Annotated in this window: 15 protein-coding genes; 1 reads left to right on the top strand and 14 read right to left on the bottom strand. The window is 40.1% G+C overall.

Annotated elements, in window-relative coordinates; genetic code table 11:
• Nucleotides 1-10 precede the first annotated feature (10 nt).
• The 14 genes from LIX84_RS12980 to LIX84_RS12915 all read right to left on the bottom strand — a co-directional run bounded on the left by LIX84_RS12980 (nt 11) and on the right by LIX84_RS12915 (nt 11412).
• Nucleotides 11-853 (bottom strand): polysaccharide pyruvyl transferase family protein, encoded by an 843-nt coding sequence (locus tag LIX84_RS12980; RefSeq protein WP_226421472.1) that lies wholly within the window; start codon nt 851-853, stop codon nt 11-13.
• Nucleotides 854-858: 5 nt separating this feature from the next.
• Nucleotides 859-1707 carry a glycosyltransferase family 2 protein gene (locus LIX84_RS12975; RefSeq protein ID WP_226421471.1) on the bottom strand — a complete coding sequence of 283 codons (849 nt, stop codon included), beginning with the start codon at nt 1705-1707 and terminating at the stop codon, nt 859-861.
• A 46-nt stretch (nt 1708-1753) separates the two neighbouring features.
• Nucleotides 1754-2386, bottom strand: a complete 633-nt coding sequence (locus LIX84_RS12970; protein WP_226421470.1) for a NeuD/PglB/VioB family sugar acetyltransferase — start codon at nt 2384-2386, stop codon at nt 1754-1756.
• Between the two features lie 3 nt (nt 2387-2389).
• On the bottom strand, nt 2390-3265 hold the full coding sequence (locus LIX84_RS12965) for a formyltransferase family protein (RefSeq protein ID WP_226421469.1): 876 nt from the start codon (nt 3263-3265) through the stop codon (nt 2390-2392).
• On the bottom strand, nt 3258-3998 hold the full coding sequence (locus LIX84_RS12960; protein WP_226421468.1) for an SDR family NAD(P)-dependent oxidoreductase: 741 nt from the start codon (nt 3996-3998) through the stop codon (nt 3258-3260). The genes LIX84_RS12965 and LIX84_RS12960 overlap by 8 nt, the downstream gene beginning before the upstream one ends.
• A gap of 5 nt (nt 3999-4003) precedes the next feature.
• Complete coding sequence (locus tag LIX84_RS12955) at nt 4004-4219, bottom strand: phosphopantetheine-binding protein (RefSeq protein ID WP_021453150.1); 216 nt, start codon at nt 4217-4219, stop codon at nt 4004-4006.
• Nucleotides 4220-5287 (bottom strand): ketoacyl-ACP synthase III, encoded by a 1068-nt coding sequence (locus tag LIX84_RS12950; protein ID WP_021452986.1) that lies wholly within the window; start codon nt 5285-5287, stop codon nt 4220-4222.
• 3 nt (nt 5288-5290) lie between these two features.
• Nucleotides 5291-5518, bottom strand: coding sequence for a phosphopantetheine-binding protein (locus LIX84_RS12945; protein ID WP_226421467.1), 228 nt, complete (start codon nt 5516-5518; stop codon nt 5291-5293).
• A 4-nt stretch (nt 5519-5522) separates the two neighbouring features.
• On the bottom strand, nt 5523-7058 hold the full coding sequence (locus LIX84_RS12940; protein ID WP_226421466.1) for an amino acid adenylation domain-containing protein: 1536 nt from the start codon (nt 7056-7058) through the stop codon (nt 5523-5525).
• Nucleotides 7059-7082: 24 nt separating this feature from the next.
• Nucleotides 7083-8171, bottom strand: coding sequence for a DegT/DnrJ/EryC1/StrS family aminotransferase (locus LIX84_RS12935; protein ID WP_226421465.1), 1089 nt, complete (start codon nt 8169-8171; stop codon nt 7083-7085).
• A 30-nt stretch (nt 8172-8201) separates the two neighbouring features.
• Nucleotides 8202-9074 carry a glucose-1-phosphate thymidylyltransferase RfbA gene (gene rfbA / locus LIX84_RS12930; protein ID WP_226421464.1) on the bottom strand — a complete coding sequence of 291 codons (873 nt, stop codon included), beginning with the start codon at nt 9072-9074 and terminating at the stop codon, nt 8202-8204.
• On the bottom strand, nt 9074-10138 hold the full coding sequence (gene rfbB, locus LIX84_RS12925; protein WP_053808659.1) for a dTDP-glucose 4,6-dehydratase: 1065 nt from the start codon (nt 10136-10138) through the stop codon (nt 9074-9076). The genes rfbA and rfbB overlap by 1 nt, the downstream gene beginning before the upstream one ends.
• A 144-nt stretch (nt 10139-10282) precedes the next feature.
• Nucleotides 10283-10993 carry a 3-deoxy-D-manno-octulosonic acid kinase gene (locus LIX84_RS12920; RefSeq protein ID WP_226421463.1) on the bottom strand — a complete coding sequence of 237 codons (711 nt, stop codon included), beginning with the start codon at nt 10991-10993 and terminating at the stop codon, nt 10283-10285.
• 11 nt (nt 10994-11004) lie between these two features.
• Nucleotides 11005-11412 carry a diacylglycerol kinase gene (locus tag LIX84_RS12915; RefSeq protein ID WP_139059350.1) on the bottom strand — a complete coding sequence of 136 codons (408 nt, stop codon included), beginning with the start codon at nt 11410-11412 and terminating at the stop codon, nt 11005-11007.
• A gap of 107 nt (nt 11413-11519) precedes the next feature.
• On the opposite strand from LIX84_RS12915, the gene LIX84_RS12910 reads away from it, so the two are divergent.
• Entirely contained in the window at nt 11520-12575 is a 1056-nt protein-coding gene (locus LIX84_RS12910) for a glycosyltransferase family 9 protein (RefSeq protein WP_226421462.1), read from the top strand.
• The last annotated feature ends 15 nt before the right edge of the window (nt 12576-12590 follow it).

Genomic DNA, 12590 nt, shown 5'->3' with positions numbered 1-12590 from the left:
GGGGCATATCTTATTGTTTAAAAGGACAGCTATCTAAAAGAGGTTGAATATCTATTTTTATGTCATAGTTCTTTGGCAACTCACAGAGCTCTTCGATACTAGTGGAAGACGATACTTTGATAGGTAAATTACACTCTCGCCCCACTGAAAGGTAGTAATCGAAGAATTTAAACTCTCCTCCTTCCACCGTGTCATCAAAAGAAATATGGTGAGCGGGCACGCCATAAGCGTCAGCAATAATAATTCCGTGTAACGAGCTTGAAACGATTAGCTCACAAGATGCAATATCATCAATAAATGCCTGTACATCATCAGTTTCAATATCAATGACCTTTACATCATCAGGAAAATTTTGCTTGAAGAACGCGTCGTTCTTATTGTTGTAATGCGGAATAATACCTAACTTGTATGCTGAGTCTGCTTCGTTGGGCTGTATTAATGTCGGAAGAACTAAAGCAGGATCACCATAAATTTCTGGGCATTCAATTCCTCGAGCGATTAAGATATCTCTGGTTTTAGGTCCACGAACTGCATGCACTTTTTTAGGTTTGAAAAGTGGCGTTCTTCTATCCGAAATAATACCACTTCCCCAAACAATCGCATTATCGTTCGAGGATTGTAAGACAGAACCAATGACTAAATAATGTTCTTTATCCGATTTATCGGATGACCAAATAGCGCTCTTCCCTGACAACTGCTCTACGATAAACTTATTTACGACATCACCAAAATTAACTCGTCCATTCCACCAATGTAGCGCTACTTCTTTTGTTGCATCAACTTCTTGAGATTTATCATACTTATACGATAAACGCTTAACAAAACCGCGAAAACCTTTATAGTTTTTCACCATATCTCCTACTTATAGATAGATTTAAGTTTATCTTTATAAAACTTAACGTTTCTCTTATAGTAAAACTTAAGGAACAATCCCAGGTATTTGTTGTTGAATATCTGATTTAATTCCCATAACCTTTTATTTGATGCCTTAAACTCTCTCTCTCGCTTCTCTTTATCTAAACTTTGTTGTAACGTCCAAGAGCCTTCATGCATACTTCGATATACGGACATTTTGTCCGGAATATATAGTGCTCCTTTGCCTAAAACCATTACAGCCTGTAATATTGAATGGTAAAAATTTCTCTTAAAAAACTCTTCATTTTTCGAAACAATATCAAGTAACGGCTGAGCTCTGAAAAAAATTGACGCCATAGGCATCATGCTGCCACCCTTCATTACAACTTGACTGTAATCTATTTTTTTACCCTCTTCTTCAAGATAGCCATATCCTTTATCTTGAATATTTCCATCCAATAAAGTAAAAGACGGATGGAAACAAATATCCACAGAGTGATCGTGTTTAAGGCTCTCATATTGTTTCTGAAGCTTATTGTTATCAATCCAATAATCATCACCCTCACAAATGGCAATATACTCACCTTCTACGTACGGAAGCATAAAAGGAATTACAGTAAATCCTTTTGAATACTGGTTCTCACTCGGGAACACTAATTTTATTTCACACTTACCTTTATAAGCACTAACAATAGATTGAATAACATCACGACTTTTATCTAACGAGTAATCATCATATATGATCAACTCATAATCGAACTCTGTAACTTGATTAAGTATGCCATCCAATGCATTTTTTAAATATTTCTCGTGATTGTAAGAAACACATAGTACCGAAACTTTTTTTTTCATTGCTATCCTTATCCGATTGAAGCAACCAAGTATATTTATTGATAGACTAAGAAATTTTTTTAGCTGGATTACCAAGCACCGTCGTATTAGAGCGAACTTTGGTAAATACGATAGCCCCCATGCCAACTGTCGCATCATCTGCTACTTTGACTTTAGGGTGGATAGTTGCTCCGGAGCCAATCAATACTCTCTCACCAATTTCTACATAACCATTGATGGTATTGCTTCCTAGTAAAGAGGTATAGCGACCAATTTTGACATCATGTCCAATAGCACAATTACAGTTGATAAGCGAAAAGTCACCAATAACTGCACCAGGAGAGATGCTGCAGTTTGGGTTAATAATTACACCCTCACCTATCAAAGAAAATGGACTCAACACAACACTAGGGTGAATAAACGAGATAGCATTGCCGCCTTTATCTTTTAGCATTTCGGCAATACTAGCGCGAGCATAACCTTCCCCTCCAAATGCCAAAATAAAATCAAACTGTTCAAGATCATCTAGCATGGAGATTGATTTTACTTCGTGACCATAAAATGTTGTTCCTGACACAAAATATTCGTCAGTCACACAAAAGCACAAGAAACGTTCACGAATATCATTTACATCTTGTATCCAGCTGTACACTTCCGCAGCTAGACCACTAGCTCCAAATATAATAATTGGATTAGACATTATTTATCCCTGCTCAATCTCGATTTTTTCAACATGTATTTTTAACAAACCAAACTCATCATTTATCACGATGCTATTTTCACTACTATTTACAGATTTATCGCTTGGTTCATCAATAAACTGATAAGCACGTACAGAGTATCTATCACCATCATTATCAATTAGAGCCTTAGGAAAAACTTTAAATGGTCCATAATCTAATGCTCTCAATATGCGATAGTTCTCAAGCGTTGATTGTTTTATATCTAGCCAGCCATTTCCGGGAATATCTTTGGACAGGTACAGATAGTCATACCTCAATGGCTGTTTAGTCAAGCAAGGAGTACTTCCTGTTTGCAACAATTCATCAATTACGTTTGAAAAGGCTTCTAGTCCGGCATGCATACATTTATGAGCGACCTGATATGCCTTGTCATGCTTATCAACTAACACGTCCAAAAAAGCAATAGCCTCACCAGTGTCTACACCTTCATCAACATAATGCCAAGTAACACCTGTTTTTTCTAATTGATGAAAAATAGCCCAACTAGGTGCGTTTCTTCCTCGTAAATTTGGTAAAAGTGCATTATGAAAATTGATAATAGTTACATTCTTTAAAGTCAGTAACTTCCCTTTAAAAAGGTAGTTATTATTCGCACTGACAATTAACGTATTACCAGACAGCAACCCGAGTAACGAAGACTCAATTTCTTCTTTCGTATGCTTAAATTGATATGCGACATCGTGTTTTTGAGCAAATGACTCAAGAGTTGAAAAAGGTTGCATCTCTGTCTGTAATAATTTCAACGTCACATCATATTGAAGAAGCTTGGAAGCAACGTCTTGAGCTATCTTACCAAAACCGATCACGATTACGGTTTCAAACTTTAATTTAGACACTGCGCCCTCCATCAATCACAAGATCTAAACCAGTCACCCAGCGAGACGCTCTGCTACTCAAAAAATAACAGGCCTCTGCAACATCTTCAGGTTTGCCTAAACCTAAAGGATATAGGTTATGTAACTTTTCAAGCGCTGCTTCGCCCAAATCAACCGCTACATCTTTTGTGTGCTTGGTCTCAACCCACCCAGGCGAAACGGTATTTACTCTGATTTTACGCGGAGCTAATTCTCTAGCCATTGATTTACTTGCAGAAATCAATGCACCTTTTGCTGCAGAATAAGCAACTAATCCTGGCTCACCAACGAAATGGGCAATGCTAGAAATCAGTGTAATACTTCTATCCTGAGACTTATCTGAATACAAAGCATTCGAAAAAAGCTGGCAAAGGAGCAAGTGACTATTCACATTCGTTTGCATAGTCAAAAGAAGCTCTTCATCCGATACTAACTTCAACGGCAAGATTTTATGGTAGCCCGCAGCACAGATAAGATCTGTAACTTTACCTTGCTCAGTAACGATCTTTTTCAGCAGCGGTTTTAATGATGAAGGAGACTTCAAATCCCAAACATAAGCGGCTGAGGAATCTTTTCCTAAAGATTCCTCAGCGATTTTAAGGCTCTCTTCATTACGTCCAAGAAGGATCACAAAGTTTCCCTCTTGAACATGTTTGTGAGCAATACTCAAGCCAATGTCTGAAGTCGCTCCTGTGATAAGAACTTTTCTTTTCATCGAAATTACTGAGGAAGTAGCTCGAGCAATTGACCCACAGTTTTTCGTTCGATTAAATCACCGTGCCCAATTTCTACTTGATATTCATCTGCGAATAAAGTGATAAGAGATAATTGGGCTAAAGAGTCCCACTCTTCCGTTTCTTGATATTCAAAATCAGGAGTTAGCTCTTCTACTTCCAACTCTAGGATCTCAGCTAGTTCTTCCAAAAAAACAGTCATTTATACATCCAACTTAATTAGTTTACATAGTGTAAGTTCATTGACATCAACCAAGGTCGCCCCCCAACTCAGACCTACACCAAAGCCTGATAATAGTGCTTTTTTACCCTCAAAGCCCGAATTCTTCATCCAAGATGATAAAATCGACATTGGAACAGTTGCGGACGAAGAGTTACCATAAATAGTCACTACCTCTGAAGGTAACTGCTCTTCCGTTACCTTCAATGCTGAACGGAAACGATCCAAGATAAACTTATTTGCTTGATGAAAGAAAAAGTAGTCAATCTCTTCTGGTTTTGTGTTCGTTTCAATAAACTCTTTAATAAAATTGATTACCGTTGTTTGAGTAAACGTAAAAACGTCTCTACCTTGCATGACCAAATGCTCAGAACAACGCCAATTACCTTCTTCGTCCTCAGCAAGAGTGGCAGTATCAGAGGTACAAGGGTTTACCATACCACCTGATGGGATCATTAAAGCTTTTGCTCCTTTACCATCATGTTTAATCTCGAGAGGGGCCTTCACATTTTCCGCTCTTCTTTCTATTAAAGTGATAGTAACTGCATCCCCAATAAGAGGGTATGAGTTACGATCTTTTAAAGAAACCTTACGGCTTAAAACATCACCAGCAATTAGCAAAACTTTTTGCGCATCACTATTACGAACTAGGCTCGAAGCTTCAAACAAACCTCGAATATAGCCATTGCAACCATCGTTGATGTCCATGCAATAACAATCGGTTTTAAAGTCAAAAGCGCCATGTACTATCGAAGCCGTTGACGGAATTGGGTAATCAGGAGTTTGAGTTACCACCAAAATTCCATCCACATCCTGATAGTCGCACCCAAGAGTGGTTGACAGGTCCTCAAGCAAAGGAAAAATCATATCAGTGAGCGCCGTTTCTTTTGAAACAACATGATGTTGATTGTATCCCATTAGCTTCTTCAGCTTTTTAGAACTCTGCTCTGTGTGTGAGTAGTTTTTTATCTCATCATCAAAGTAAGAAATATGCTTTGGAACGGCTGCGACTATCCCTTTCAGCGAGATATTGCCAATATCACTTTTCATAAATTAACCTTGAATCGTTTTAAGATACTCACCAATAACATGCGGCGAAACAAAATTCTCAGGAACCAAACCTTCACCAGGGATTGAAATAGCTAGCTGAGCTTCGATCTCACTTACTAGGACTAACAAATCAAAAGAGTCCAACAGACCTGATTCAAAAAGTTCAGTATCTTCAGCAAACTCATGCTCTGGTTTCATTGTGGTTAGGATTGCTATAATTTTTTCACACATACTACTATTTAACCTTTACAAATTCTTGTAGCGCTTTCTCTGAAAAAGCTTTTCTATTTAACTTACCATTTGGCGTAAAAAGCATTTCTTGTACAAAGCCAATCTTGCTTGGAATCATGTACTTTGGTAAACGTTTCGTCAGTGCAACTTTAAGCTCAACTTCACTCATCGAACTACTGCATTGAACAAAAGAATAAAGCACTTTATCTTCTGATAAATAACCAACAACACACTGTTCGACAGCACCTAGCTCCATGATCTGAGACTCAATTTCACCAAGTTCTATACGATAGCCATTGTGCTTAATCTGGAAGTCTTTTCTACCAATATAATAAATTAAACCATCAACAAGTCTAACCAAGTCTCCGGTACGATAGATCATATCAATGTATTTATCTTGAAGAGGGTTTTGACAAAATACCTCTTCTGTTTTTTCTGAGTTAGCCCAATAACCAAGCGCTAAGCTAGAGCCTCGAACGCACAATTCACCTTCATCATTACGCTGGTCGTTTTCATCTAGGATTAAAATGCCTGAGTTATGGCAAGGGATCCCTATAGGTAAGCTATCCCCGTCCCAGTCTGACGGCACATCATAATAGGTGCAATCAACGGTAATTTCTGTTGGTCCGTACAAGTTAGAGTAATGAGCATTAGGATGCTTATCTAACCAGTACTTAATCGTCTTCGCTGGCATTACTTCTCCAGCAAACAATACATTCCTCAAGCATGGCAATTGAAACTGATCAAGTAACTTAAGATTCGCAATATTTACAAGCAATGAAGGAACCCAGAAGATCGTTGTTATTGCTTTTTCTTTTAAATATTCAAGTGTTTTCTGAGGAAAAATAAACACGCTTTCAGGGATAACATGCAGTTCTGCCGCATTAGACAACGCCAAATAGATGTCTAAAGTCGAGTTATCAAAGAATAGTGGTGCTTGACTACCAATAATATCAACTTTGCTCACTTCATAGGCTGAATTAGCCCAATCAATATAATCAATAACACTAGAGTGGCAAATAGTGACACCTTTTGGTGTACCAGTAGAGCCTGAAGTAAAAATTATATAGCATGGATCTTTATCAATAACGGTTTGATTAAACTTTTCGATATCAACCCAAATCTCTTGCATAGGTAGCTTAGATGTCGGTATTTCATCGATATTAATAGTTGAAATTGGATTATCTAATTCTAATGAATTTAATAAATTTCGTGACGTTTCATCATAAAGAACAAGACAATCTTGAAGGTTAGATAAGATCTTTAATAGTCGTTCTTTAGGTGAGTTAATGTCTACGGGACAGTAAATCCCTCCAGCCATTGTCGCAGAAAAGATCATGGAGAGTGCATTTACAGATTTTTTCGCAAACACAACAATCGGCTTGTTTAAACTTCCCAGCTGTCTTAGTTGCAATGAGATAGCATATGACTTTGCTGTACTTTCTGCATAAGTCAAAGAGTGGCTCGAATCCGAAACACAAATATTTTCTGGGTGTTTCATCGACGATGCTTGTAGATATTTCAGGATGCTGTTTCTCATCTTATATTCTCTTTTTGCAACCAATCATAATTTTTTAAGTATTTGTTTTATCTTGTTTACCATTGATTCACACAAATCAAAATATATAGGCAAGCATAAGATCCTTTTACTAGTCGAGCGACTAACTTCACATGGAGTTCCTTCATGACCATAACTATCAACAAGATCTAAACTTGGATAAAAGTACCTTCTTGGAAAGATATTATTCGCTTCCAAATTAGCCTTAGCTCTAAGTAATGACGGCTCCGAATCAAACACAATTGGTACATACGCACCATTAGGTTTTGAGCTATCCAACCAATGTTGCATTTGGAAAACATCAGAAAGGTGAGTTTGATAACTTTGCCATAAGCCTCTTCGCTTGGTCATGATACTTTCTATATCATCTAGAACGCAGTGACCCATAGCGGCTTCAAACTCATTCATCTTGGCATTGGTTCCAACACCTTCTATTGAATCCGGTCCCGTTATTCCAAAGTTAATCATAGAGCGTACTTTAGCTGCTAGCTCATCACATTGCGTAATCACAGCTCCCCCCTCTATCGTATGGAATAACTTTGTAGCATGGAAACTTAATGTACTTATATCACCGTGCGTTAATACACTTTCTTTATTTAGATCCACACCAAAAGCATGAGCGGCATCATAGATAACTTTTAAACCGTGCTTGTTTGCTATAGCTTGAATCTCATTGACTTTACATGGATTACCAAACACGTGCACCGGTACTATTGCAGACGTTTTTTCTGTAATAAGATCTTCAATTAAATCAGGATTTATATTAAAGGTATCACTTTCAATATCACAAAAAACGGGTGTTAATTTTTCCCAACTAAGCGTGCTTGTAGTCGCAGCAAAAGAGAAAGGTGTTGTGATCACCTCTCCTGTAAGATTTAATGCTTTATAAGCAACCTGAAGTGCTAATGAGCCATTTGCAACTAATATAACATGCTTAACACCAAGGTAGTCAGCTAGTCGAGATTCTAACTCATTAACCAGAGGACCACTATTGGTCAACCAACCACTCTCGTACACCCGATCAACATATTTTTTATATTTATCTTTTGATGGTAAATATGGTTTTGTTACAGGAATAATTTCACTGCTCATCATTTAATATCTCATTGCAATTAGCTACCAATACTATTTTTGCTCAATCACTAACTCGGAAAGGTAACGCCCGTAATCATTTTTTTGCATTGGTTTCGCAATAGCGAGTAGTTGGTCTTTTGTTAACCACCCATTGCGCCATGCAATCTCTTCTAGACATGCAACTTTAAGACCTTGAACATTTTCAATGGTTTGAACAAAAGAAGACGCTTCATGTAGGCTTTCATGCGTTCCAGTATCTAACCAAGCAAAACCGCGCCCTAGTAATTGAACATTCAGGTCACCTTGCTCAAGGTACATCTGGTTTAGCGTCGAAATCTCTAATTCACCACGAGCTGAAGGTTTGACTTTTTTTGCCAATTCGACGACTCGGTTATCATAAAAATACAGCCCAGTGACAGCATAATTGGATTTAGGCTTTACTGGTTTTTCTTCAATCGAAATCGCCTGCATATTGGCATCAAATTCTACAACGCCAAATCGCTCAGGATCTTTAACCTGATAACCGAATACCGTCGCACCACGGCTCTTCATCGCAGCTTGCTGAAGAATAGGAGTGAATCCTTGTCCATAAAAGATGTTGTCACCCAGCACTAAACATACTGAATCATCGCCAATGAATTCTTCACCAATGATGAAGGCTTGAGCTAAGCCGTCTGGGCTTGGCTGAATCGCGTATTGCAACTCAATGCCAAACTCTGAGCCATCACCTAATAGGCGCTGAAAACCCTCCAGGTCTTCTGGCGTGGTGATGATCAAGATTTCACGAATACCCGCAAGCATGAGTACCGACAACGGGTAATAAATCATTGGTTTGTCATAAACCGGCAGTAACTGCTTAGAGACACCGCGTGTAATAGGGTAAAGGCGAGTGCCCGAGCCGCCTGCTAAAATAATACCTTTCATTATTCGCCCGCTCCTAGTCGCTCAAGACTGTATGAGCCATCAAGCACACGTTGCCACCATTGTGGATTATTGAGGTACCATTCGACGGTTTTGCGAATGCCGCTTTCAAAGGTTTCTTCTGGCGTCCAGCCAAGCTCTTGAGCGATCTTGGTGGCATCAATTGCGTAACGCACATCATGACCAGGGCGATCTTTGACATAAGTGATCAAAGATTCATAAGACTCAACACCTGCTGGCTTGTCTGGTCGCAACTCTTCAAGCAAAGCACAAATGGTTTTCACCACTTCGATGTTTGCTTTTTCGTTATGGCCACCAATGTTGTAGGTTTCACCGACTTCACCTTCGTTGACCACTTTGTACAGCGCGCGTGCATGATCTTCCACAAACAGCCAATCTCGGATTTGCATACCATCGCCATACACAGGCAACGGCTTGCCGTCGAGGGCATTTAAAATCATCAGAGGGATCAACTTCTCTGGGAAGTGGTACGGGCCATAGTTGTTGGAGCAATTGGTGACAAGTGTCGGTAAGCCATAAGTACGTTGCCAAGCGCGAACCAGATGATCGCTCGACGCTTTAGATGCGGAATATGGGCTGCTCGGCGCGTATGAAGTGGTTTCGGTGAACAAATCATCCGTTCCCTCAAGGTCACCATACACTTCATCCGTAGAAATATGATGAAAACGGAATGCCGATTGGCGCGCTTCATCCAGGTTCGACCAATATTGACGGGCCGCTTCGAGCAGATGGTAAGTGCCCATCACGTTGGTCTCAATAAAAGCAGCAGGACCATCAATAGAGCGATCGACATGAGACTCGGCGGCCAAATGCATCACCCTATCGGGTTGATGCTCTGAAAAAACGCGGTCTAGTTCAGCTCGGTCACAGATATCTACTTGCTCAAAATAGTAACGTTCACTCTCTGAGACATCAACCAGTGATTCTAGATTCCCTGCGTAGGTCAGTTTATCTAAATTGATAACGGTATCTTGGGTGTCACGAATGATATGTCGGACAACAGCGGACCCAATGAAGCCTGCTCCTCCAGTTACTAATATTTTCATTACAAATGTTACCTACGTTAATTTGTGTGCTATCAGATACACATGAATACTTTATGATTATTGTAGTTTATAGACTCACTCGAGCATCGTTAGACTCAAGAGGGCTTACTTAGAGCAATTAATGCAAAATGATAAAAAACTCAATTAAGATTGAGAAGCATAACCGTCCTGCAAATGCTCAAAATCGGATTCTTGCCAAATAATCTGTCGCTTTAAACGCTCTTTATTAAATGAGCGCAGGAGTCTATTTAGATTTTGATCTTTCCAATCACCAGAAGTTTCAAAACGACACTTATCAAAATCGATAATCCATACCTTATCTTTGTCGTCGATCAAGATATTGTGGATATTCAAGTCGGTATGGTTAACGCCAACCTGATGCATCTTGGCAATTTCTTGCCCTATTTTTTGATACATTTCTGCCGATAAAGACTGTTCTTGCAAGATACTAACCAGATCTCTGGCGTTCGGGATTCGCTCACTTAATAAATCAGCTTGATAGAAGAGTCCTGACTTTACGGCTCTTGCTGCAATTGGGCGAGGAACGTGCACCCCAGCCTCGATTAGCGCCAACAAAAGCTGAAACTCTTGCGCACAACGGGTGTTATCCCAGCCAGAGAACCAATAATGATCGTTAACTAACTTCCCAAACAAACCACCACGACGGTAATGACGCAGTGCTGCTTGCATGTTCTCTAGTTGGATAAACCAAGTCGTGCCTCTACCCGTCGCACAGCCAACCACCTTGTCTAAGGACTGCCAGTATTCCGCATCAAATATCGGTTGGCTAGGGTCTGTCATGATCTCGTCATCAAACCAGATCATTTGGTTGTTGTTTTGATACTGTTGAGTCACGCGCTTACCCTCTAGCCTAAATATCGGCTGGCTAATATATACAACCAAGTAAATCCGGCGAACGCCAATGCAACCATAACGGCAGCAGAGCCTATGTCTTTAGCTCGACCACTGAGTTCATGCCGCTCAATACCGATACGATCAACCACAGCCTCAATAGCTGAATTCACAAGCTCTACAATCAAGACTAACACCACGACCCCGATCATTAAGATACGCTCAACCATGTCGACATCCACTAGCCAAGCCAAAATCACAGCGATACTCAACAGAGCCAACTCTTGTCGAATGGCAGCTTCATGCTTAAAAGCCGCTTTTAATCCTTGGATCGAATAACCCGTCGCTTTAACGATGCGCTTTAGTCCGGTATTACCCGGCTTGCCAGATTCTTGCGATTGATGTGGTGTTGTCTTTGACATTGCAGAACACTTATCAGTACTTAGCTATATTCGAGCCGTGTATTTTACATTTATTGGGGATGTCTGCATAATTTACCTGCCTCTATTCATCGAATCAGACAATAATTATGTTCACTTCTGCCCCATCGTCACTATGCGTCTTGCGTTTGTCCGCTATTGGAGACGTTTGCAATACTATCGCCACCATTCAAGCTATTCAGAAACACTGGCCTTCGACCCAGATTACTTGGATAACGGGTAAACTTGAAGCCCAGTTATTAGCCGCCATTGATGGCGTAGAAGTGATTGTTTTTGATAAGAAAGCGGGACTCGATGGCTACAAATCGCTTTGGCGACAGCTGAAAGGCAGAGAGTTTGATGCTCTATTGCATATGCAGTACGCGATTCGAGCGAGTGTCGCGACGTTGGGCATTAAAGCAAAATACAAACTTGGTTTCTCTTCTGATAGAAGCCAAGATTTTCAGACGCTATTTACCAATGTCAAAGTGCCTTCCCCGCAATCTCTGCATGTCGCAGATGGCTTAATGGCCTTTGCCCATCAAATTGGGGTACCAAAGGCAGAACTGGACTGGGTACTTTCTTATTCAGACCACGACCAAGCTTGGGCAGAGTCTCATATTTCTCGTAGTAAACCTAACCTGCTGATTGTGCCTGGTGCGAGCAAAGCTTATAAAAACTGGAACGCGGAAGGTTATGTGGATGTGATTCATTACGCCAGAGCAAAAGGCTGGAACGTGATTCTGGCAGGTAGCCCAGCTCAAGTTGAACTGGATTTGGCTGAAGCCATTCAATCTCGCTTGGAAGAACCGTGTCTAAATTTAGTTGGACAAAGTTCAATTCTGCAAATGCTTGCGTTAATAGATAAGGTTGAAATGGTCATCGCCCCCGATACCGGACCAGCACACATGGCAAATGCCATGAAAACGCCAATCATCGGGCTCTATGCACACCATAATCCGCTTCGAGTGGGACCTTACCGCTACCTAAAATACGTTGTCTCTGTTTATGAAGAAACGATCTTTGCAGAAACAGGTAAAAACAGTCACGAGTTAAACTGGCGAACTCGCGCTAAAGATGAAACGGCAATGAACCGCATTACCAGCACTCAAGTAATGAGCATGTTCGATCAAGTCTTAGAAGATTTGTATCCTCAATACCAGTAAACTTACTGTCTTGAT

Origin of the sequence: Vibrio sp. E14, assembly GCF_020515785.1 — a bacterium.
Taxonomy (GTDB): domain Bacteria; phylum Pseudomonadota; class Gammaproteobacteria; order Enterobacterales; family Vibrionaceae; genus Vibrio; species Vibrio diabolicus.
The sequence above is the reverse complement of the archived record's forward strand: the minus strand, read 5'-3'. Positions and strand labels throughout refer to the sequence as shown.